The 21,680-nt window shown below is 41.6% G+C and carries 24 protein-coding genes; 1 reads left to right on the forward strand and 23 read right to left on the reverse strand.

The window, feature by feature from the left end; all coding sequences use genetic code 11:
- Positions 1–5: 5 nt before the first annotated feature.
- From asnS to NST65_RS10085, 14 genes are all read right to left on the reverse strand, one after another.
- Positions 6–1,298, reverse strand: a complete 1,293-nt coding sequence (gene asnS, locus NST65_RS10020; RefSeq protein WP_087975939.1) for an asparagine--tRNA ligase — start codon at positions 1,296–1,298, stop codon at positions 6–8.
- A 115-nt stretch (positions 1,299–1,413) separates the two neighbouring features.
- Positions 1,414–1,899 carry a cell wall elongation/penicillin-binding protein regulator TseB gene (tseB, locus tag NST65_RS10025; protein WP_111926513.1) on the reverse strand — a complete coding sequence of 162 codons (486 nt, stop codon included), beginning with the start codon at positions 1,897–1,899 and terminating at the stop codon, positions 1,414–1,416.
- A gap of 12 nt (positions 1,900–1,911) precedes the next feature.
- Positions 1,912–2,082, reverse strand: coding sequence for a YpmA family protein (locus NST65_RS10030; RefSeq protein WP_065214698.1), 171 nt, complete (start codon positions 2,080–2,082; stop codon positions 1,912–1,914).
- 132 nt (positions 2,083–2,214) lie between these two features.
- Positions 2,215–5,007 (reverse strand): ATP-dependent DNA helicase DinG, encoded by a 2,793-nt coding sequence (gene dinG, locus NST65_RS10035; protein ID WP_111926511.1) that lies wholly within the window; start codon positions 5,005–5,007, stop codon positions 2,215–2,217.
- 113 nt (positions 5,008–5,120) lie between these two features.
- The gene (gene panD / locus NST65_RS10040; RefSeq protein WP_024422780.1) at positions 5,121–5,504 is read right to left on the reverse strand and encodes an aspartate 1-decarboxylase; all 384 of its coding nucleotides are present in this window, start codon (positions 5,502–5,504) and stop codon (positions 5,121–5,123) included.
- Positions 5,497–6,363 carry a pantoate--beta-alanine ligase gene (gene panC, locus NST65_RS10045; RefSeq protein WP_034280455.1) on the reverse strand — a complete coding sequence of 289 codons (867 nt, stop codon included), beginning with the start codon at positions 6,361–6,363 and terminating at the stop codon, positions 5,497–5,499. The genes panD and panC overlap by 8 nt, the downstream gene beginning before the upstream one ends.
- The gene (panB, locus tag NST65_RS10050; protein ID WP_024422781.1) at positions 6,360–7,199 is read right to left on the reverse strand and encodes a 3-methyl-2-oxobutanoate hydroxymethyltransferase; all 840 of its coding nucleotides are present in this window, start codon (positions 7,197–7,199) and stop codon (positions 6,360–6,362) included. The genes panC and panB overlap by 4 nt, the downstream gene beginning before the upstream one ends.
- Positions 7,200–7,396: 197 nt before the next feature.
- Positions 7,397–8,380 carry a biotin--[acetyl-CoA-carboxylase] ligase gene (locus tag NST65_RS10055; protein ID WP_111926509.1) on the reverse strand — a complete coding sequence of 328 codons (984 nt, stop codon included), beginning with the start codon at positions 8,378–8,380 and terminating at the stop codon, positions 7,397–7,399.
- A complete protein-coding gene (locus NST65_RS10060) occupies positions 8,353–9,555 on the reverse strand; it encodes a CCA tRNA nucleotidyltransferase (RefSeq protein ID WP_111926507.1) in 1,203 nt (400 codons plus the stop codon). Before NST65_RS10060 ends, NST65_RS10055 begins: the two co-directional genes overlap by 28 nt.
- The gene (gene bshA / locus NST65_RS10065) at positions 9,548–10,693 is read right to left on the reverse strand and encodes an N-acetyl-alpha-D-glucosaminyl L-malate synthase BshA (RefSeq protein ID WP_081124530.1); all 1,146 of its coding nucleotides are present in this window, start codon (positions 10,691–10,693) and stop codon (positions 9,548–9,550) included. The genes NST65_RS10060 and bshA overlap by 8 nt, the downstream gene beginning before the upstream one ends.
- Positions 10,694–10,695: 2 nt before the next feature.
- A complete protein-coding gene (gene bshB1, locus NST65_RS10070) occupies positions 10,696–11,400 on the reverse strand; it encodes a bacillithiol biosynthesis deacetylase BshB1 (RefSeq protein WP_046311596.1) in 705 nt (234 codons plus the stop codon).
- The gene (mgsA, locus tag NST65_RS10075) at positions 11,387–11,806 is read right to left on the reverse strand and encodes a methylglyoxal synthase (protein ID WP_111926505.1); all 420 of its coding nucleotides are present in this window, start codon (positions 11,804–11,806) and stop codon (positions 11,387–11,389) included. The genes bshB1 and mgsA overlap by 14 nt, the downstream gene beginning before the upstream one ends.
- A gap of 17 nt (positions 11,807–11,823) precedes the next feature.
- Entirely contained in the window at positions 11,824–12,627 is an 804-nt protein-coding gene (gene dapB / locus NST65_RS10080) for a 4-hydroxy-tetrahydrodipicolinate reductase (protein ID WP_034280443.1), read from the reverse strand.
- A gap of 5 nt (positions 12,628–12,632) precedes the next feature.
- Positions 12,633–12,968, reverse strand: coding sequence for a nucleotide pyrophosphohydrolase (locus NST65_RS10085; protein ID WP_024422788.1), 336 nt, complete (start codon positions 12,966–12,968; stop codon positions 12,633–12,635).
- 137 nt (positions 12,969–13,105) lie between these two features.
- On the opposite strand from NST65_RS10085, the gene NST65_RS10090 reads away from it, so the two are divergent.
- A complete protein-coding gene (locus NST65_RS10090; RefSeq protein WP_024422789.1) occupies positions 13,106–13,978 on the forward strand; it encodes a YitT family protein in 873 nt (290 codons plus the stop codon).
- Positions 13,979–14,008: 30 nt separating this feature from the next.
- Here NST65_RS10090 and ypjB read toward each other — a convergent pair whose 3' ends face one another.
- The 9 genes from ypjB to aroA form a co-directional block, all read right to left on the reverse strand.
- The gene (gene ypjB / locus NST65_RS10095) at positions 14,009–14,812 is read right to left on the reverse strand and encodes a sporulation protein YpjB (RefSeq protein WP_111926503.1); all 804 of its coding nucleotides are present in this window, start codon (positions 14,810–14,812) and stop codon (positions 14,009–14,011) included.
- A 65-nt stretch (positions 14,813–14,877) separates the two neighbouring features.
- On the reverse strand, positions 14,878–15,471 hold the full coding sequence (locus NST65_RS10100) for a DUF1405 domain-containing protein (protein WP_024428102.1): 594 nt from the start codon (positions 15,469–15,471) through the stop codon (positions 14,878–14,880).
- 100 nt (positions 15,472–15,571) lie between these two features.
- A complete protein-coding gene (locus NST65_RS10105) occupies positions 15,572–16,339 on the reverse strand; it encodes a menaquinol-cytochrome c reductase cytochrome b/c subunit (protein ID WP_024422792.1) in 768 nt (255 codons plus the stop codon).
- A 41-nt stretch (positions 16,340–16,380) separates the two neighbouring features.
- Complete coding sequence (gene qcrB / locus NST65_RS10110) at positions 16,381–17,055, reverse strand: menaquinol-cytochrome c reductase cytochrome b subunit (protein WP_003215804.1); 675 nt, start codon at positions 17,053–17,055, stop codon at positions 16,381–16,383.
- 2 nt (positions 17,056–17,057) lie between these two features.
- Entirely contained in the window at positions 17,058–17,564 is a 507-nt protein-coding gene (locus tag NST65_RS10115; protein WP_007500911.1) for a ubiquinol-cytochrome c reductase iron-sulfur subunit, read from the reverse strand.
- A gap of 144 nt (positions 17,565–17,708) precedes the next feature.
- Positions 17,709–18,155, reverse strand: a complete 447-nt coding sequence (locus NST65_RS10120) for a YpiF family protein (RefSeq protein WP_111926501.1) — start codon at positions 18,153–18,155, stop codon at positions 17,709–17,711.
- A 61-nt stretch (positions 18,156–18,216) separates the two neighbouring features.
- The gene (locus tag NST65_RS10125; RefSeq protein ID WP_008344562.1) at positions 18,217–18,756 is read right to left on the reverse strand and encodes a ReoY family proteolytic degradation factor; all 540 of its coding nucleotides are present in this window, start codon (positions 18,754–18,756) and stop codon (positions 18,217–18,219) included.
- 75 nt (positions 18,757–18,831) lie between these two features.
- A complete protein-coding gene (locus NST65_RS10130; RefSeq protein WP_111926499.1) occupies positions 18,832–20,103 on the reverse strand; it encodes a tetratricopeptide repeat protein in 1,272 nt (423 codons plus the stop codon).
- 280 nt (positions 20,104–20,383) lie between these two features.
- A complete protein-coding gene (gene aroA, locus NST65_RS10135; RefSeq protein ID WP_065214690.1) occupies positions 20,384–21,670 on the reverse strand; it encodes a 3-phosphoshikimate 1-carboxyvinyltransferase in 1,287 nt (428 codons plus the stop codon).
- Positions 21,671–21,680: the final 10 nt, after the last annotated feature.

Here is a 21,680-nt window from a genome sequence, read left to right on the forward strand (position 1 = left end):
ACGTCTTAAGGGTATAAACGGTTTAATAATCTTGGGAAAGGAATGGTTTCACGCACATGCGGCGCTCCGCTAATCCAAGCAACTGTACGTTCAAGTCCAAGACCAAAACCTGAATGCGGCACAGAACCATATTGTCTTAATTCTGTATACCATTTGTAAGTTTCCTGATCAAGCCCATGTTCTTTCAATCTTGCTTCAAGAAGCTCTAAATCATGAACACGCTCAGAACCGCCAATAATCTCTCCGTAGCCTTCTGGTGCAATCAAGTCTGCACAAAGGACAACATCTTCACGATCCGGTGCTGGCTGCATATAAAACGGTTTTAATGATGTTGGGTAATGAGTGATAAACACTGGTTTATCATAGCTTTCGGCGATCGCTGTTTCGTGAGGCGCTCCGAAGTCATCTCCCCATTCGATATCATCAAATCCTTTTTCCTGCAAGAATTTAATCGCTTCATCGTAAGTGATGCGCGGGAATGGTGCTTTGATGTTTTCTAATTTCGCTGTATCACGGCCTAGTGTATGCAGCTCCACTTTACAGTTTTCAAGTACACTTTGAACAACATGAGACACATAATTTTCTTGATACTCAAGGTTTTCATTGAATTCGACAAAAGCCATCTCCGGCTCGATCATCCAAAACTCAATTAAATGACGTTTCGTTTTAGATTTTTCAGCTCTAAATGTTGGGCCAAATGAGAATACTTTTCCGAGTGCCATTGCTGCAGCTTCCATGTAAAGCTGGCCACTTTGAGAAAGGTATGCATCTTCATCAAAATATTTCGTAGCAAACAGTTCCGTTGTGCCTTCAGGTGCACTTCCAGTTAAAATTGGCGGATCTACTTTCACGAAACCTTCTTGATGGAAGTATTCATATGTAGCACGAATAATTTCGTTACGGATTTTCATAATGGCATGCTGTTTTTTAGAACGAAGCCATAAATGACGGTGATCCATTAAGAATTCTGTTCCATGCTCTTTTGGTGTAATTGGATAATCTGTCGCTTCATGAATCACTTCAATGGATTTCACTTGCAATTCAAAACCTAGCGGTGAACGCTCATCTTTTGTCACTTGACCTGTTACATAGACAGATGTTTCTTGAGTGACTGATTTCGCAAGCTTAAAGACTTCCTCTTCCACTTCTGCTTTTACTACGACTCCTTGAATAAAGCCTGTCCCGTCACGCAGCTGCAAAAATGCAATTTTTCCGCTTGAACGTTTATTGGCAATCCATGCGCCGATGGTTACTTCTTGATCGACGTGTTTAAACACTTGATTAATCGTTGTTTTCAACATAATTCCCTCCAAAACCAGAAAGAAACTCACCTATTTGGCAGGTGTGAATCTTTTTTCATACATTTTATTATAACCGTTCTAAATCAGCATGGTCAACGCAAGACAGGAGAAACTACGGTGTTAAATTTTTTTCCACGTGTCCTGTCGAGAAGTCGACATAGCTGAAGCTATATTGATTGTTCTCATTTAAGTATGTCACTTCCCAAAGAAGTACGTCACCTTCTCTCGCTAATTTGACTTCTTTTAGCTTAGAGACCGTGTTCTCCTTTTGAACGGCTTGTACTGCTTGATTCGAGGTAATGCCTTCTTTTGCTTTTTTTGCGATCACTTTTTCTTTTTTGCTGGCAGGAACCCAAACGTAGGTCGTTTCATTCTGTTTGTTTTTCCCTTCAACAATAAATTGTTTTTCTTTCCCGACAAAGGTTTCCACTTGCTCCACTTGTACGATATTTGCTTGTTCTTTTGCTCGTTCGATCGCTGCTTCATGCCCTTGTTCTCTTTGTCCCATGGCAATTTGATAAATCCACGTAAAGCTGATGGTGCCAATAAGCAGAACGAGAGCCACTACAGATGAAATAATCCAGACTATTTTTTTCATGTCAAGCTTCCCCTATGTGCGGTATATCGTAAATACCGCTTGATTTTGATCTTCTTGATCTAATGCTAATCCAAACATAAGATCTTCTCTTTTAAGCGTTCTGTTCAATAAGTCAACGATTTTGTACAGGTCTTCTGAATGCTTAATTTGAACAGTTGAAAGTACCTCTATTTTACTTTCCACTTCTAATTCCTCCTCGGTACGTAAATATTGTTAGTCATACTTTTCTGCACGGGAACCGATACTATTTTTACAACGGAACACAAAAAGCCGTTACGATAAATTAACTCCAAACCCACACCAGCTAAAGGCCGCTTATAACAGCGGCTTTTCGTTGTTAAGGTTTTCTATATACGCCTCAAGTGACTCTTTTGACATCTCGTGAACCGGCGCATGAGGGAGTGATTCTAAAAATAGTTTTCCATATGAAGCGGTTTTCACTCGGCGGTCTAAAATCAGCAATGTGCCTATGTCTTTTTCAGAACGCAGCAAGCGTCCAGCTCCTTGCTTAAAGGTTAACACAGCTTCTGGTAAAGCGACGGCTTTAAACGGATTTTTCCCTTGTTTTTTTGCTGCATCACATTTGGCTTCAATAAGCGGAGAATCAGGCGGCCTGAACGGAAGACGTGCCATGATGACTGTTGTCAGCTCTGCGCCCGGAAAATCAACACCTTCCCAAAAACTACCCGTACCAAGTAAAATGGCTTGTTTTGCTAATTTGAACATTTTCGTTAATTTTACGGGGCTTCCGCCCGTCAAACCTTGAGCAAAAAGGGCTGACTGCATCCCTTCTGTTTTTAGCTCTTCATAGACTGCTTTTAACATCTCATGTGAATTAAACAAAACCAATATTTTTGCATGCTGCTGCTTTTCCATGACCTTAATATATTGCGCAGCCTGCTTTACATAATCTCGTTCATCACGGTTTGTAATCGGTGGCATGTCTGCTGGAACAATGACCTTAAGCTGTTTTTCAAGTTCGAAAGGTGAATCAATTTGCACAAGATGAGGGTAAAAATCTTGCAGGCCAAACCGTTCCAAGCAATAATCAAAACGGTGATTAATGGTAAGCGTCCCTGATGTGAGGACAACACTCTTTTTGTTCATAAAGAAACGGTCAGCCAAAAGCTCCCCAGTATCTAACGGCTGTGCATGCATAAAGACAGCGTTTTTGGCACCTTTTGCATCAATTTCAATCCAAACCGTTTCATCGTTTTTCGGTTCAAAGATAAACCGGTACAGTGTACTGCAAAAAGTATGCATAAACGACATGACTTGGTCGTATTCCTCTGCTTCAAAGGCAAAGTGTTCTGTCAGCTGATCACTTTTTTGAAGAAGCTCATTTTTTTGCTGTTCATACAGCTTCTCACAAGCAATTAACAAGGAACAAAGCTTACTTGCCGTTTCTTTAATCCGTTTCCACTGAGCATGCTTTGAATGATGACGTACTCTATGAATGAGACGATTGATGTCGGCTTTTGGTTTTGTCCTTTTCACAAATGAATGGACGGTGCTAAAGAAAGCGTCACTTTCCATTTGAAGCTGATTGAGATACTCATCCATTTCAATAAAGGTGTCTGTCTGTAACCCTGCATGATGAAATCTCTTTTTCAGTTTCTTTAACAATCCGCCTTGCAAGGAGCCAAGCTGTGTTAACTTCGCGTGAAGCTGGATATAAGACGCACTATCCCCTAGGGTTTCATTGGCTGTTTTCTCAAATTGATGGGCTTCGTCTATCACATATACGTCAGCATGCTGAAAGATAGACGATGCCTCCGTTTGTGATAAGAGCAGACGATGATTCGTTAAAATTAAATCAGCTGTTTTTGCCCTTTTTTTAGCGCGCTCATAAAAGCAATACTCTTTAAAACGGCGCTTTTTCGATGTAAACGGCATATGCACACAGGAAATGCGGTCTTTTATATTGGCAGCTCCTGACGGTAAATTCAGTTCAGATAAATCACCTGTTTCTGTTACAAGGAGCCACATTAAAATTTGCGCCTTCGTTAAGACGACATCATAGTTATCATCTTCCTCATGAAGCACATGCTCAAACTTATCTAAACAAATATAATGCGCCCGACCTTTAAATACACAGGCAGCAGGCTCAAACGGGAGCAATTGATTCAACATAGGCACATCACGCTGAAGCATTTGCTGCTGCAAAAGTATGGAATATGTACTAATAATGACAGGTTTTCCTGATTTACTCGCTTCTAGAGCAGCTGGGATGAGGTAAGCGAGCGTTTTCCCAATACCCGGTGCCGCCTCAATTAATGCATAGGCTCTTTCATGAAACACATCTCTCACTTTATTCATCATTGTAAGCTGGCCTTCTCTTACCTCATAGCCTTCTACCGTTTGCGGAAGCTTCTTTTTGATTTCCTCAAACAGCTGTTCATCATCTTCACCTACTGAATGTGTCGCCCTACTGATAGAATTGGTGACATCTTTTACAGCAAAAGAGCCGACTTCCACCAAAGAATCTTCCCGGCTAGCATGACTTGTTTCAAGCTGCTGAATTAAAAGTCCTATATCACTTAGGAGATAAGAGGATAATCTGCGCAGCTGCTTCAGCACGATTTTCGGTGTATGTTTTAATTGATGTAATAAAGTTAAAAATAACATGGCAGTAACTTCCGCATCACTATCCGCCCTATGCGGGTGGTCATGTGGAAGCATGAGCTCTTCACTTAATTCAGTGAGCTTATAACCTTCAAGCTCAGGATAAAGAATTCTAGAGATCTCAACTGTATCAATTGCTAGCACATCCAGCTCATTTTTCCCGCATGCTTTTAGTTCATCATTTAAAAAATTCAAGTCAAAATGAACATTGTGCGCAACAAAATAAGCACCCTGTATGAGATCATACACCTCTTGGGCAATATCCTCAAAAAACACCGCATCATCAACCATGTGCTGCTGAATGCCTGTCAGCTGTTCAATAAATCCAGGGATTGCTTTTCCCGGGTTCACATATTTTGAATACCGTTCGACAATTTGTCCATTTTCAATGACCACCGCAGCTATTTGAATGATTTTATCACCCTTTTTAGGTGAATTTCCGGTGGTTTCAATATCAACGACAACAAACCTTTGATCGGTCATAAAATGGACACCTCAATTCCTCGTTTCACCCTGAAGTGAAACACACTCTGGACAAAATAGATGAAACAGAACAGCCTCTCTTCTGAAACTGTTCTGTTTCCATGGAGCTTGCGTTATAAAATCGTTCTCGCAGGCTCTTGCCCAATCATTTGTTCAATTTGATTTTGTTTATTTAACACGACCACTTTTGGTGTATGTGTCTTTGCTTCTTCTTCTGACAGCATCCCATAAGCGATAATAATGACTTCATCCCCTGGCTGAACGAGTCTCGCCGCCGCCCCATTTAGACAAATAACACCGCTCTTTCTTTCGCCGGGAATAATATATGTTTCAAGTCTTGCGCCATTATGATTGTTGACAATTTGTACTTTTTCATTTGCCATCATACCTGCCGCATCAAGTAAATCTTCGTCAATTGTAATACTTCCCACATAATGTAAGTTTGCTTCTGTTACCGTTGCTTTATGAAGCTTAGATGTCATAAAGGTTCTATACATGTTTTTCACCGCTTTCAGGAACATGGAAAATCACATTATCAATCAGTCTTGCCCGTGAAAATTTCACCGCAATCGCCATAATGACTTGACCTGTTAACTGCTCAAGCGGCTCAAGTTCTGGATATGAGTAGATCTCAATATAATCAATTTCTCCGCACGTCTGAACAAGTTCCTCTTCAATCAGCTGGTATACACGACTGACATCACGTTCACCTTTTTCAACAGCTGACCGGCCTTTTTTTAATGCGCGGTATAAAGCGGGTGCTTCTTGTCTTTCTTTTTCTGACAAGTACACATTCCTTGAGCTTTTCGCTAAACCGTCTTCTTCTCTGACTGTCGGTACAGATACAAGGTGAAGATCAAAGAAGAAATCCTTGATCATCGCATCGATCACAGCGACTTGCTGTGCATCCTTTAGTCCAAAGTAGACATTTGTTGGTGACACAAGATGAAACAGCTTTGTGAGCACAGTGACAACGCCGTCAAAATGTCCTGGGCGTTTTTTTCCGCATAAGACATCCGTCCGCTTTTGAACCGTCATCGTAATAGATGGTTCATTTTGGTACATTTCCTTCACATCAGGTGTAAATAAAATATCCACCCCTGCTTGTTCTGCAAGACGCTTGTCTCTTTCCATATCCCTCGGATAGGATTCAAAGTCTTCATTTGGTCCAAATTGCAAAGGATTGACAAAAATACTCATCACGACAATGTCATTTTGACCTCTTGCCTCTTTCGCAAGCGTCAGATGTCCTTCATGAAGAAAGCCCATCGTAGGAACAAAGCCGATGGAATGCTGCTTTTCTTGATGCTGCTTGATCAATTCTTTTAGCTCGTGAATATGGGTGACAACGTTCATTTTTTGATTCCCCCATATAAGCCATCAAGGACTTCTTCTTTGATATGAAACGTATGCATGTCCTCTGGAAATGTGCGTGCTTTTACTTCTTTTGTATATTGAATGAGCGCTTCTTCTAAAACAGTATCAATTTGCGCGTATTGTTTCACAAACTTAGGTGTTCTAGACACCCCGTATCCTACCACATCATGGTAAACGAGAACTTGTCCGTCTGCCTCAGCTCCTGCACCAATTCCGATCACAGGAATCTTCAGCATGTCGGTAATTCGTTTTGTCAGTTCGCCAGGTACGCATTCCAGCACAAGTGCGATCGCTCCGGCTTCCTCACATTTCAAGCTGTCTTCAATCAATTTTTGAGCACTTTCGTGGTCTTTTCCTTGCACTTTATACCCGCCAAGTACACCAACTGATTGAGGTGTGAGGCCTAAATGACTGACGACAGGAATTCCGCCTCTTGTTAAAGCTTGAATGGATTCAAATACTCCATCTCCGCCTTCTAGCTTTAAGGCATCGGCACCGCTTTCTTGCATGATGCGTGCTGCATTTTTCATTGTTTCTTCTAACGAATAATGGTAAGACATAAATGGCATATCAGTCACAACAAATGTGTCTTTTGCGCCTCTTTTCACTGCTTTTGTGTGATGGATCATATCATCCATCGTGACTTGAACTGTGGAATCTAGTCCAAGTACAACCATCCCAAGTGAATCACCAACTAAGATCATGTCGACTTCCGCTTTTTCCGCTTGCTTTGCAGCTGGATAGTCGTATGCGGTCAGCATCACAATAGGTTCGTTTTGTTCTTTCATTTTGAAAAAATCTAGCTTTGTCTTCATTTGTTCCTCCTCATTCTGGAGAGGAGATGGCTAGCCTCACATCACATGCTTTGATTTCTCATGTGCGGCGAATCATCCCTCTGTCCAAGTCCCTTAGGATCAAGGCAGAAATTTATCGAATTTTTCTTCCTAACAGGTACAGTTCTTTGCAGATACTGCCCACACGAAGTATATCAAAAATGTGCCGGGTGTTCCACTCAAGTTGACTTGATCTCAATGTCTGCGGAGTAGATTTTTTGGATACCGTCCTCCGTTTCAAGCAATAAAACACCTTCTTCATTGATGCCAAGCGCCTTCCCCGTATATTTCCCATTGACGGTGCGGGCAACAATATGTTGACCGATCGTCATCGCAAACGATTCCCATAATTGTTTAATCGGCGCAAATCCTTGCTTCATGTAATCGTCATACCTTTTTTCAAAAGTGGACATCATCTGTTGTATGAGTGCAGCCCGATCCACTTTTTCATTCAGTTCCATTCGCAGACTTGTGGCGACATCCTTTAGTTCATCCGGGAAGTCATCAACTGTTTGGTTCACATTAATGCCCGGCCCAATGATGACCGCATGAACCTGGTCAGCTTCTGCTTTTAATTCAGTCAGAATGCCAACGACCTTTTTTCCATTCAACAAAATATCGTTTGGCCATTTAATAGATGGATTGAGTCCTGTTTGCTGCGCAATCGCTTCTGCGATGGCTACAGATGCCAAAAGCGTCATTTGCGGCGCTTTATGCAGCGGGATCTCAGGCCGGAGAATAAGACTCATCCAAATGCCTGTCCCATTTGGTGAATGCCACGTTCTTTGAAGACGCCCTTTTCCGTTTGTCTGATGATCGCTGACAACGATTGTGCCGTGGGGCGCACCTTCATTGATAAGATCATGGGCAATCAGCTGAGTGGAAGCGACTTCTTTCTGAAAGTAAATATGCCTGCCGAAGCTCTCTGTTTCCAGACCAAACAGAATTTCGTCCTCACTAATTTTGTCCGGTTTACGAAGCAGACGGTATCCTTTTCTTCTAACTGCTTCTACCTCATACCCCTCTTTTCGCAAGTCCTCCATATGCTTCCACACAGCTGTTCGGGAGCAGCCAAGCTCATCACAAATCTGCTGACTTGAGACAAAATCCTGACTGGATTCTGTAAATAGTTCAATTAATCGTTTTCTAATTGCGGATCGCATGCTTTAAGCCACTCCTCTATGGCTTCTTTTCGGTTTTCTAAACGGTTTTGCAAAACGGCTTTTTTCACAAAATCAAGCTCCTCTGCAATCCATTTCCCAGACGGCTTTTGCCGAAAGGCCATTAAATCTTTTCCTGAAACAGCGAGGTCTTGGAGCTTTTTAATCGGAAGTGCATCATAAGAACGCTTCGCTGACTCCAGTTCATCAAAGAAAATGCGGCGCTCATGTTTTAGCTGTGTAATCTTCAAACTAGATAAGAGCACGTGTTCACCAGCTTCAAACATGGTTTCCGCATCCCAGTCACAATCAACGTATTGACTAATAGCTACTGCGTCTTTCAAAAGCTTTGTTGACAGCTTCCATTCTTTTAAGAAGGCCGCAGCCTCCGCTTCATCTAGGCCGAGCAAATGGATGAAAGCCCCCCATACCTCTTCTAGTCCATCCAGTAAGTAATATGGAAAGGCTTGAAAGGATTCATGAAGACGCTCCTCTTTGAGACCTGGCAATTCTTCATATAATTTGGTTGAAATGAGTACTTGAATGGCCTTCTCACAATGACGGCCTTTTAAAAGCTTCTCCATTTCAATCTTTTTGCGCTCAACTGATATGTTGGCAAGCAGATGCTTATCCTTTTTCATAGCTTCAGCCGTTTCATCAGCGAGTTCAAAGCCAAGCTGGCTTAAAAAACGGACAGCTCTCATCATGCGAAGCGCATCTTCTTGAAAGCGGCACGCAGGATCTCCTACGGTTTGAATTCGTTTCCGCTTAATATCCTGTTTTCCACCTACATGATCAATAATTTCCCCATTTATATCCATGGCCATCGCATTAATCGTTAAATCTCTTCTTAAAAGATCTTCCTTAAGCGACGTGATAAACGCCACTTCTTTCGGTCTGCGAAAATCTTCATATTCTGATTCCGTTCGAAACGTCGTGACCTCATAGCTGACACCATCATGCAACACAATGACAGTGCCATGCTCCTTACCGACATCTACTGTTTTTTCAAATAAGGACTCAACCTTATCAGGTGTTGCATCTGTCGCAATATCGATATCGCCGATTTCCCGTCCTAATAGAACATCTCTCACCGCTCCGCCGACAAAGTAAGCCTGATGCCCATGTTCGTGCAGTGTATGTAATATAGGGATCGCATGTGTGAATGGTTCATTCATCTTCATCATCACCTTCGATCAATTCTAGGTAAAGCTTCTCATATTCACTCACAATCTTATCAGAGGAGAAATGAGCCTGAACACTAGACTGTGCTGCCGCTGACACTTTTTCATGAAGCGCTTCGTCTTTCAGCAGTGACACTGCGTGCTTTGCTGCTCCATCTATATCGCCGAGCGGGACAAGAAACCCTGTTTCTCCATGTGTAATGACCTCTGGAATACCGCCGACATCCGTACCGATACAAGGGACACCGCATGCCATTGCCTCAAGAAGCACAAGCCCAAAGCTCTCCTTCTCCGAAAGAAGCAGCTTCAAATCACTTATTGAATAAAGCTCCTCAACCTTCTCTTGCTTGCCTAAAAACAATACGCGGTCTGTCAGTCCTAATTTTTTCACGAGTTCACATACAACCGATTTCTCAGGGCCATCACCAATGAGCAGCAGCTTTGCCTGCACCTGTTCAGAAATCTTTTGAAACACATGAATCACATCATGCACCCGTTTCACCTTTCGAAAGTTTGATACATGGATGATGACCTTTTCGTTCGGTAAAAGACCATAATGTGTCTTTAACAAATCGTGATCTTCACGCAAATACACCCGTTCATCAACAAAATTATGAATCGTATCAATTTTTTTATCTGGTTTGATGAGATCGTACGTCTGCGCAGCTAATGAATGCGACACCGCTGTTACGCGGTCCGATGATTCGATGGCGAACCGGATCACTTCTTTTAATGATGGATCATAGCCTAAAACCGTAATATCCGTTCCATGAAGCGTCGTAACGACTTTCACAGAGTGTCCAGTCATTTGTTTGGCTAGAAACGCACAGACAGCGTGCGGAACCGCATAATGCGCATGAATAATATCAAGCTTTTCTCGTTTTGCGACTTCTGCCAATTTACTTGCCAGCGCAAGGTCATAAGGCGGATATTGAAAAACTGCATATTGATTCACATCCACCTCATGAAAATAAATATTCGGATATACTTTATTAAGCCTAAACGGAATGCTAGAGGTAATGAAATGAACATCGTGCCCTTTTTCAGCTAAACGTTTTCCAAGCTCCGTGGCGATAATGCCTGAGCCGCCGACACTTGGATAACAAGTAATTCCGATCTTCAGTTTTTTCATAATTACCCCCCAAGTAAGTCATCGTCTATCAAAAGTGGTTTCTTTGTGATAAACCCTTCTGCATAAGCTTTGTTGACTTCTCTTCCATACATAGACTCTCTCATTTTGACAAAATCAATATAACCGTTCACAAGAGGTGTCTCTACTGAGTTTGCCGATTTAACAAATTGGCTTTTATACGCGTGCAAGCTATCAATTTTTTGGTGCATTTCCTCAGAAATATCGATCACAAAATCTGGACGATGGTGCCCATTAATCATGTAATAATACATTTGGCTTATTTTATGCGCTGGCTGCTTGTATGAATCTTCAAATTTATGTATACCTGCAGAAAAAGCGGCCTCTTCTACAAGTGAGCCCGCATGGCCATGATCTGGATGCCGATCTTGGTGGTACGGAGCGAAAATCAGTTTCGGTTTGTATGTTCGAATCACGCCCGCAATTTCCTTCATCGCTTCGTCGTTTAGATAAAGCCCTCTATCTGGCAGTGTAAGCTGGATTCTCGCTCTGACACCTAAAATAGCGGCGGCGGCTTTTGCTTCTTCTTTGCGGCTCTCGACTGTTCCATTTGAAGATAATTCGGCCTGGGTCAAGTCGCAAATCCCGACGCGCGCCCCTTTTTTTACGTATTTTGCAATCGTTCCTCCCATTCCGATCTCTACATCATCGCTATGGGCACCGAATGCAAGGATATCAAGTCGTTTCATTTGTTCCTCCGTTTTTTGCTACATCTCGAAAATCAAACGTACCTTTATTTAAATTCCTGACTAAAATTTCAGCAGTTCCCATATTGGTGGCTAATGGAATGGTATACACATCGCAAAGCCGGATGAGTGCAGATACATCCGGTTCATGCGGCTGCGCAGTTAACGGGTCTCTAAAAAAGAGCACAAGATCCATTGCATTATCAGCAATTAAAGCACCGATCTGCTGATCTCCCCCAAGTGGTCCTGATTGGAAACGATGAATGGGAAGCCCCGTCGCTTCTTTCACTCTCAAACCTGTTGTCCCTGTTGCGTAAAGTGTATGATCTGCCAAAATATCACGATACGCGGTGGCAAACTGAATCATGTCACTTTTTTTCCTATCATGAGCGATTAAAGCAATGTTCATCAGGAATCCACTCCTTATTAGTCGATGATATTTTCTAAACCATAAACGAGCTGATCAATGTGCATGACCTGCTCTACTGAAAGCTTCACGCCTGACATAAAGGATGCACGGTTATAAGAATCATGACGAATGGTGAGCGTCTGTCCGTCCATTCCAAACAGCACTTCTTGATGTGCAATCATACCAGGAAGTCTCACGCTGTGCAGACGGATACCATCATAATCGGCTCCTCGTGCCCCTTCGATCAATTCTTTCTCTTCTGGATGTCCCTGCTTTTTGCTTTCTCTTACTTCTGCAATCATTTCAGCCGTTTTTAAGCCCGTACCGCTTGGGGCATCTAGTTTTTTATCGTGGTGAAGCTCAATGATTTCAACGTCAGGGAAATAATTCGCGGCCATTTTGGCAAATTTCATCATTAAGACCGCACCGACAGCAAAGTTTGGTGCAATAATACAGCCTATGCCCTTTTCTTCTGTTAATTGCTGAAGCTCTTTTAGGTCATCTTCTGAAAATCCAGTTGTTCCTACGACTGGACGCACGCCATGTTCAAGTGCTTTTTTTGTATGTACTTTCCCGATTTCAGGTGTTGTCAGATCAATTAATACATCTGGTGCTGTTTCTGAAAGACACACATCAATATCCGTATAAATCGGTGCATTAGATGTCGTATGAATCACATCAGATAATTTTTTTCCTTCATGCGTGTGATCAAGTGCGGCCACCAGCTCAAAATGGCCTGTTTCTTCCGCCAGCTTCACAGCCTCTATCCCCATTCTTCCTCTTGCTCCAGCGATTACTACTTTGATGGTTTCGTTTGTCATCGTCTCTACTTCCCTTCTTTTTTCGTCCAGCGGTCTTTATCTCTTGTATTGAATTTATGCATCACACGATCATGTGCTTCTTCTAGTGAAATATCAAGTGAATTAGCGAGGCATGTTAACACAAACAAAACATCGCCAATTTCTTCTTCCATGCTTTTTTCTGTTTCCGTTGTTTTTTTCGGCTTTTCTCCATAGTAATGGTTAACCTCTCTTGCCAGCTCCCCTAATTCTTCTGTCAGGCGGGCCATCATCGCAAGCGGGCTGAAATAGCCTTCTTTAAATTGTCCTATGTAATCATCTACTTCTTGCTGCACGTGACGCAGCGTTTTTTCTTTCGTCATGAAGCTCATCCTCCTATCCATCTCTTACATGTTAGCGAAATCATAAATATTTGACAAATGTTTAAGACTCAGTTTGCTTGTTTCTCTCCCATACCATATAATATTATCGCTGTCTAAGCAAAAAAAGGAGTGGTCTCTTGCTAAAAGAAATTCGTCTTAAAAATATCGTATTTATTTTAATAGGATCTGCGATTTTTTCTTTCGGTCTTGTTCATTTTAATATGCAGAACAATTTGGCGGAAGGCGGATTTACAGGTATTACACTGCTTTTATATTTTCTATTTCACATTGACCCATCTATTTCAAACCTTGTCTTAAACATTCCGATCTTTTTTATAGGCTGGAAAATGCTTGGCAGAACGATGTTTACTTATACAATTGTAGGAACAGTGAGTCTTTCTGTCTTTCTTGCCATCTTCCAGCGCTTTCAAATACATATGCCTCTCCAGCACGATTTAGCCTTAGCCGCCCTCTTTGCAGGTGTATTTATCGGAACAGGCCTCGGGATCATCTTTAAATTCGGCGGTACAACAGGCGGTGTGGACATCATTGCAAGGCTGATCAACAAGCATTATCAGGTGGCCATGGGACGAACGATGTTCATCTTCGACGCATGCGTCATTACCATCTCTCTGACCTACTTAAATTATAAAGAAGCGATGTATACACTGGTCGCAGTGTTTGTTGCTGCGAAGGTCATTGACTTCATGCAGGAAGGCGCTTACGCTGCCAAAGGCGCCATGATTATCTCTGAAAAAGATGACATCATTCAAAAGAAAATCACGGATGAAATGGAGCGCGGTGTCACCATCTTAAAAGGGGTCGGTTCCTATACGAAGCAGGAGCGCAACGTCCTTTATTGCGTCGTTCCGAAAAACGAGCTTGTCCACCTTAAAAGCGTCGTGACCTCAGTCGATCCTCATGCGTTCGTATCTGTCAGTGACGTGCATGATGTACTCGGTGAAGGCTTTACATTAGATGAACACAAAAAGCCGCTCAATCCGCATTAAAAAAGAAGCACCAGTTTTGGGCTTCTTTTTTTATGATTTAGGATAATCAGCCTGACGTTTTTGTTTCTTTTCTTTTTCGGCACGATATTTCCGAAATCCAACATACGTTAACGTTAATAAAATGATACTCCCGGTTGTTAGGATGACCCATAAAAGCGATGGATCAGCTTCATCTTCATCGACGTGAGCAAACACACTCGATAAATCCTCTTCCAGCTTCGTGAGACGTTCAAGCTTTGTCCCACTTGATGCTTTTAAAAACTCACCTTGCTCAATCACTTCCATGTGCTGCTTAATCGTCTGGAGCTTTTCAGGCGAAATATCAATGGTTAAACTTGGATAGATCATATCGTATAAAGAAACCAGCTCATTCCAAGTTTCATAAAATGTCGTCGATTCTGGATCTTTTACTTCTTTTTTCAAAGTAGGAAAAGACCCCATAATGGGCTTCTCCAGCGAACCCCAAAGAGGCTCAGAATCCGACTGGATCGCATCAAGCAGCATTCTAAATTGAGAGGCATAACGAAGCTTTTCACGCTCATTCAATTCTTCCTGCGGCAGCCCTTTTATCATATCTTGATAGCCAAGTGTAATTTGCCGAATCTGCGTATTCGTCAAAGTTCCACGCCAATTCTCAGCTTTAAATGTCTTTTCAACATACAATACGACTTGTAACGCCTCATCATATTTAGCTTGTCTCGTTAATTGAAAGATGGAATCTGATAGTTCCGTTAATTCTTGCAGCGTGTTAGCAGCTGTTTCCTCACCTTTGGCAACTGCTGGCTGTAATACGAGAAAAAATAATAGAATCATCGCGATTGGCTTTCGTTTCATGCAAGTCCCTCCTAGCCCTTCTCCTTACAGCGTATGAAGAAAAGGACAAGGTTAGACCAACATTGTTAAGGGAGTTCAAGCTTAACCGATTTTTTCGATAGAACGAGATAATACGAAACAAGAAGAACCGCAATACTTAGCCAAAACGTCACGTAGCCGATCTCGTTTGAGTAAGCAGACAGCATAGAATAACGGGGCATCATACCAAATACATAATCAATTACATCATTATGTAAGATCCAAATGCCTGCTACCACGAGATGACGCATTTGAAAACGATAATATGGCGCAAACAATACAGCCTGAACCGCCATCGCAAAGTGAGACCCAATCAGCATGTATCCTTCCCACGGAAAATCATCAACAGATAAAAGCACAAAGATATTCATTCCTACCGCCCATAGCCCATATTTAATCAAGGTCACAAGAGCAAGTGCTTCAAAATAAGGAGCATTTCGTTTCATCAAAAACGCAAGTAATACAAATAAAAAGAAAAAGCTGGCCGTTGGACTGTCTGGTACAAAAGCTAAAAAGACAGCCGGTGTCTCTACGAGCTGCGGAATATACCAATAGTAGCCGTACACAGTGCCAAGGAAATTGATCATAAGCACCAGCACAAGCATGTAGCGCGTCGCTAGCAAATATTGAATCCATCTCATATGTCTCTTCACTCACGATCTGTTAAAATCAGAAAAAAGCTGACAGCGCCAGCTTTTTCTCTTTTGAGTATATCCTTGTACTTGCATTTAAACAACTGAATTATTTTGATTTGACCTCAGATAAATATTTAGAGAGCTTCTCGAGTTCTTCATCACTGCCTTTAAAAACACCCTTCGGCATGTTGCCTTTACCTTCTACAGCGATTTTAGCGATCTCCTCAGGCGAGAGACCGTTGTCAACGAGTGACGGTCCAGCTGCTCCGCCCTGCATGTTATCCCCGTGGCAGGAGATACATGTCTGCTCTTGATAAATTTTATACTCTTCAGCTGAAGTATCAATCTCTGCTTCTTTCTTAATCTCACCTTGTTTTGCCGCTGCTTCCCAATCATGAGTTGCAACAGACTCCCACGTTAAATATGTTGCTGCGCCGACTGCAAGAATCATCATCCCGACTGCAATTGGTCTTCTATACGGTCTGCGTTCTGGACCTGAATCAAGAAATGGTGCGAGCAAAAGTGCACCAAACGCAATTCCAGGCATAATCATCGCGCCGACGACAGTGAAGTTTCCTGCAGCAAATTCATATTTTAATAACTGGTACAAAAATAGGAAATACCAGTCTGGCAGCGGAATATAGCCAGTATCTGTTGGATCAGCCATCCGCTCAAGCGGAGGCGCATGAACAACAGTTAGGACAAGAAATCCAATTAAAAAAACGGCACCTACAAGCCATTCCTTTAAAAGAAAGTTCGGCCAAAAGGCTTCTGTTTTTCCCGGATATTCGGAATAGTCTTTAGGTATGTTAGGTTTTCTTTCTGCCGGTATTCTGGAATCTCCGACAAACTTCATCCCTTTTCCCCTATGCAAAGTCATCCCCTCCTCATTGAACATTCATCAAACGCAGCATTTTAAAGCGGTCCAGAAATTCCTTGCTTACGAATCATAATAAAGTGGGCAGCCATCAGCCCAAATAATGCCGCTGGCAAGAAAAAGACATGGATAGCGAAAAATCTCGTCAGCGTTTGTGCCCCTACAATGTCAGGATGACCTGCAAGCAGCGTTTTGATCTCTTTACCAATGAAAGGTGTTGCTTCTGCTATTTGAAGACCAACCTTCGTCGCAAACAGCGCCTTCATATCCCATGGTAAAAGATAACCTGTAAAACCAAGTCCAAGCATCACAAAGAAAATGAGCACACCAACAATCCAGTTCAGCTCTCTAGGCTTTTTATACGCCCCTTGGAAAAAGACCCTTAGCGTATGTAAAAACATCATCACAATAACTAAACTCGCACCCCAGTGGTGCATCCCTCTGACAATCTGGCCAAATGCCACTTCATTTTGCAAATAATAGACAGATTCCCAGGCATTTTTAATATCCGGCACGTAATACATCGTTAAAAACATGCCCGAAAGGACTTGAATGACTGTCACAAAAAACGTTAAACCGCCAAAACAATACACAAAAGCGGAGAAATGATGTGCTGGATTGACGTGCTCTGGCACCTCGTGATCTGCAATATCTCTCCATATTGGTGTAATGTCCAGCCGCTCATCTACCCAATCGTAAATCTTGTTAAGCATCGTTACCCTTCCCCTTTCGGCACAGCTTTTCCAAGATAGAGGTATCCGTCCTTCACTTGCTGCTTATAATGGTCAAGCGGTGCAAGCGGTGGAGTTCCGGGTACGTTTGTACCATCCTTGTCGTACAGCCCATAATGGCACGGGCAGAAAAATTTGTTTGGATTTTTCGGATCACTGTTCCAGTTCACTGTACATCCTAAATGTTTACAGATTGGCGATAAAGCGACAATTTCATCCCCTTCTTTGTACACCCATGCTGACCTAGATTCCTTTGACTCGTACCATGCATCTACTTGATCAATTTTAAAGTCAAAGCGCTTCGGTTCCTTTGTCAGTTCATCTACACTGACAACTTGAACCATATCCTGATCCTCTGTTCCTTTTAGCACAGGGTCAAGCGCAAAGCGAACCATAGGCATGAGCATTCCAGCGGCCATAAATCCCCCCACGCCGGTCAACGTGTAATTCAAAAATTGACGCCTGGACACTCCATGTCTCTTCTCGCTCATTTTTTTCTCCCCCCCTCAGGTCGTCAGCTACTTTATAACTGAATTAGAAAAAATTTCATAAAACTAGGACACCCTCATAATATATCAATCTATTCACAAGGTCAACATCCTAAAAAGCTATGTACAATGCAAATGTAAGGGTTTTTATGAAGGGTTCCATTTTTGTAACAAAAAGTTCAAAATTTGTTCTACACTGTCTTGAATCACTTTTTGCTTTAATTCAACCTTCAAATGCTCCAGCGGAACCGGCTTGAGCAAAAATAGCGATTCACTGATCTCAGTATGCTCTTTCCACTGGTGATCAGATGTGATCAATACGACATGCTGAAAATGATCGTTGAGCGACTGCTTCATTGTGAGTATGTCTTCTTGTTTCCGGTCACTTACTTCCAAATATGTATGTGGCGGAAAAAGAAAAACCCGCCCTTTTAACTGTCTTTCAAGTTCATCTGCTACAAGAATAGTAAACTCTCCTAAAGACACGGTTTGTTTCATTTGATCCGCATCAATCCCAACTAATGGAATGACAGCGGTATCAATGTAAGCTTTAGATTGCAAAAAGCGATCCGCGTCCTCTGATTGAAATCTCATCAAATTCCCCTCTTTCATGACATAAGCCCTGCCTGTATAGGGCAAGGCTTATTCGTTCAGTTTATGACAATAGGCTTAATTCTTTTGCCAGCTTATTAAATGTTTCTTGATCATGACGGTCAAGTGCTTCATCTATCTCTTTCATGAGCCGTTCTTTTTGGAAAGTTGCGATTGAGTGCTCAAGCACTTTTTCAGCAAGATCCTTATCTTTTTCGTTCTCATAAAGATCCTTTGGAATATGAGGATTTGTTTCAAGAACAGCTGCATATTCCGGCGAACGATAAGCAGAACGGAAATTCAATTGAATAAACAAATCCTGCTGTTTATTCAAACGAATATCATGAAATGACTTTTCAGCATCTGTCGTCATAATGTTTTCTTTATAAAATCTAAAGGGAACTTCATCCACACAGTGTGTTGACATGATGATTCCCCTTGGGCAAAATTCTGCTTGCTCTACAAAATGAACCTTTTCCATCAAAGAGTCGTGACTCATTAAATAATTTAATATCCAAACACATTCTCTTCGCTTTAGCTGATAATGGTTTAAGAACCACCGGATAAATTCCTTTTTTTCATTGACAGAAACAGGGGTCTGCATGTTATTCCCTCCTCTATCGTAAATTAAATTGCTATACATGAATTATTCAACAAACCAGTTCTTCATTCCTGCAAACTATAAGGAAATTTCGTCTTCAATTCTTAAAATCGTTTCTTCAATTTCTTCATTCGTGCCATCTTTCTCTAGAACTTTGCGTAATAACGGCAATGCTTCTTTTTGTCTGCCCTCTTCTAAAAGGAACGAAGCGTATTCATATAAAAAGTCACGCTCCTCATCAAAATCAGGCAGGGCAAGCTTGAAATACTCGGCAGCTTCTTTGTATTCTTCTCGCCCGACAGAAGCAGATGCAGCATACCAATTCCATTTTGGATCATCTTCCCCAAAGCTTTTAACCTCTTTAATAACATCCAGAATTTCATCAAACAGCTCTTCATTTAAATAGATCGCCAGCAATGTTTGAACTGCTTCAATATAACCCGGATCGAGAGCAAGTGCTTCTTGAAGCAGTTTTTTCGCATCTTCTGAATCCCCATTTTTCAAATCAATCTTGGCGCCATATAAATATAATTCTTTGTTATACTCATCAACTTTAATACCCTCTTTTACTACCTCTAAAGCCTCGTGATATAGTCCTTCTTCCTCATAACTTTTCGCTAAAGGCATATAAAGTGACGAATAGGACGGATCAATATCTTTCAGTTCTGTAAGCTGCTGAATGGCTGTTTTCGTTCTGCCAGCCCTCATTGCTGTAAATCCGTAGCCAAAAAGAGTATTCGGGTCTGCTTGATTTTTTACTGCCTTTTCGTACCATTCAAGTGCATCCTCAAATTCTCCAGCTGTGCTGAGCGATTCAGCGAGCCGCTGATACACATTGACACCGCCAACCTCATGCTGTTGATCTGCCACTTTGTAGAAATAATCGGCCGCTTTCTTTGAAAGACCTTGAGAAAAATACAACTCACCTAATGCAAAATCAATGATGGCTTCATTCGGAAGTAGCTCTTTCGCTTTTAAAAGCTTTTGTTCACTGACTTCAAATAGTCCTTGCATTTGATACAAATCTGCCATTAACAATAAACTCTCTGGGTACGCATCATCATCTTCAGGAATCGTTTCTAATACTGCAATCGCCTTCTCTTCTTCATCAGAGTCAATCAACAGCTCTGCATAAAAACACGTTAAACCTGTTTCCTCTGGATATAAATCATGTAAATCACTGATGAGATTCCGTGCTTTATCGATATCTCCCCAATCATAATATAATTGAGCCGCTTGCGCCTTTTCTTCATCATGCAAATGCTTCTCTGCTTGAGCAAGTGTTTGGAGTCCTTTTTCAGTCTCACCCGCCTCAACTAATTTTATGGCTTCTTGTAATGAACTATTCAAATCAAACCGTTCCTTTCTGTTTCCAAAAACCTAAACTATTGTTACTTCATATCATAATCGACAGGTACACATCCAGCAAATATGTTGCTCTTTTAAAATGAACCCATTTTTGTGTTTTAAAGACTGTTTTTCATTTCATCCTATACGAAACTGATGATTTGTAAACTGCAGACACTATTTTTATCGGACAAAATGTTTTTTTTCAAGGTTTCACCTTGAGACAAGCTATGCTATATTTCTGACAAATATGTAAAAGGAAAGAAAAAGCCTGAGGACCGCCTCAGACTGTTTTCGTTAAATATTCAATGTGTTCAAAGAAATTCGGGTATGAGACACGAACAGCATCTGTATCTTCAATCTCAATTGCTTGCTTTGTCACACATGCGGCAATTCCCAGCATCATACCGATACGGTGATCTCCGTAGCTTGAGACGACTGCCCCGCCTTGAAGCGTAGTTTTACCATGAATCTTCATACCATCATCTGTTGCTTCAATATCAGCACCGAGTTTTTTAAGTTCTGATACGACTGTATCAATTCGATTGGTTTCTTTAACTTTTAACTCAGCAGCATCTTTAATTATCGTTGTTCCTTCTGCTTGGGTCGCAAGAAGCGCAATAATCGGAATTTCATCGATGAGTCTTGAAATCATGTCACCAGAAATTTCAATCCCTTTTAATGATGAAGTAGAAATCGTTAAATCACCATACGGTTCTCCGCCTTTGGCATCTACTTCATTGATCTCAAGGTTTGCACCCATAAGTTTCAGCACATCAATAATACCTGTTCTTGTTTTGTTTAACCCGACATTTTTTAAGACAATCCGGCTGTTAGGAACGATTGATCCAGCTACAAGGAAAAATGCAGCTGAAGAGATGTCTCCTGGAACAAATATATCTGTTGCTGTTAATGTTTGGCCGCCTTCAATGGAAACACTTTGTTCATCTTCATCTAGTTTTACACCAAACATAGAGAGCATTCTTTCTGTATGATCTCTTGATTTATGAGGTTCAGTTAAAGTCGTTGTTCCCTCTGCTTGAAGTCCAGCTAAAAGGACAGCCGACTTAATTTGTGCACTTGCCACTGGAGACTCATAAGAGATTCCTTTTAAATGACCGCCACGAATAGAGAGTGGTGTAAACTCGCCATTTGCTCTGCCGTCTATTTTGGCTCCTAGTTGTTTAAGCGGACCCGTCACCCGCCTCATTGGTCTTTTGGCAATACTCTCATCACCAATTAGTGTACTGTGAAACTCACAACCAGCTAATATTCCCATCATTAATCGAATGGTTGTACCAGAATTGCCAACATCAAGAATGTCAGACGGCTCCTTGAGCTCTTTCAGTCCTTTACCATGAATGACAACATCTGTCCCTTTTTGTTCAATTTCAACGCCCATCTTTCTAAAGCAATCAATCGTACTTAAACAGTCAGCTCCAGGAAGAAAGTTTTTCACTACTGTGGTCCCATCAGCAATTGCGCCAAACATCACTGATCTATGTGAAATAGATTTATCACCTGGGATATGAATTTCTCCATTCATAGGAGCATTTTTATGAATTTTCATGTTTGTCACC

The sequence above is a fragment of the Bacillus sp. FSL P4-0248 genome, from assembly GCF_038593305.1.
Classification (GTDB): Bacteria; Bacillota; Bacilli; order Bacillales; family Bacillaceae; genus Bacillus; species Bacillus safensis.

Bases quoted from the DNA above. Each gene is read 5' to 3' on its own strand.
- qcrB (WP_003215804.1), bottom strand. From the start codon at position 17,055: ATGCTTAACAAGATTTACGATTGGGTAGATGAGCGGCTGGACATTACA.
- bshB1 (WP_046311596.1), bottom strand. From the start codon at position 11,400: ATGAAACGACTTGATATCCTTGCATTCGGTGCCCATAGCGATGATGTA.
- dinG (WP_111926511.1), bottom strand. From the start codon at position 5,007: ATGACCGATCAAAGGTTTGTTGTCGTTGATATTGAAACCACCGGAAAT.
- panB (WP_024422781.1), bottom strand. From the start codon at position 7,199: ATGAAGACAAAGCTAGATTTTTTCAAAATGAAAGAACAAAACGAACCT.
- NST65_RS10060 (WP_111926507.1), bottom strand. From the start codon at position 9,555: ATGAATGAACCATTCACACATGCGATCCCTATATTACATACACTGCAC.
- NST65_RS10085 (WP_024422788.1), bottom strand. From the start codon at position 12,968: ATGACGAAAGAAAAAACGCTGCGTCACGTGCAGCAAGAAGTAGATGAT.
- aroA (WP_065214690.1), bottom strand. From the start codon at position 21,670: ATGAAAATTCATAAAAATGCTCCTATGAATGGAGAAATTCATATCCCA.
- tseB (WP_111926513.1), bottom strand. From the start codon at position 1,899: ATGAAAAAAATAGTCTGGATTATTTCATCTGTAGTGGCTCTCGTTCTG.
- NST65_RS10055 (WP_111926509.1), bottom strand. From the start codon at position 8,380: ATGCGATCCGCAATTAGAAAACGATTAATTGAACTATTTACAGAATCC.
- mgsA (WP_111926505.1), bottom strand. From the start codon at position 11,806: ATGAACATTGCTTTAATCGCTCATGATAGGAAAAAAAGTGACATGATT.
- bshA (WP_081124530.1), bottom strand. From the start codon at position 10,693: ATGAAAAAACTGAAGATCGGAATTACTTGTTATCCAAGTGTCGGCGGC.
- NST65_RS10120 (WP_111926501.1), bottom strand. From the start codon at position 18,155: ATGAGATTTCAATCAGAGGACGCGGATCGCTTTTTGCAATCTAAAGCT.
- NST65_RS10100 (WP_024428102.1), bottom strand. From the start codon at position 15,471: ATGAGATGGATTCAATATTTGCTAGCGACGCGCTACATGCTTGTGCTG.
- NST65_RS10125 (WP_008344562.1), bottom strand. From the start codon at position 18,756: ATGCAGACCCCTGTTTCTGTCAATGAAAAAAAGGAATTTATCCGGTGG.
- panC (WP_034280455.1), bottom strand. From the start codon at position 6,363: ATGAACGTTGTCACCCATATTCACGAGCTAAAAGAATTGATCAAGCAG.
- NST65_RS10115 (WP_007500911.1), bottom strand. From the start codon at position 17,564: ATGAGCGAGAAGAGACATGGAGTGTCCAGGCGTCAATTTTTGAATTAC.
- panD (WP_024422780.1), bottom strand. From the start codon at position 5,504: ATGTATAGAACCTTTATGACATCTAAGCTTCATAAAGCAACGGTAACA.
- ypjB (WP_111926503.1), bottom strand. From the start codon at position 14,812: ATGAAACGAAAGCCAATCGCGATGATTCTATTATTTTTTCTCGTATTA.
- dapB (WP_034280443.1), bottom strand. From the start codon at position 12,627: ATGACAAACGAAACCATCAAAGTAGTAATCGCTGGAGCAAGAGGAAGA.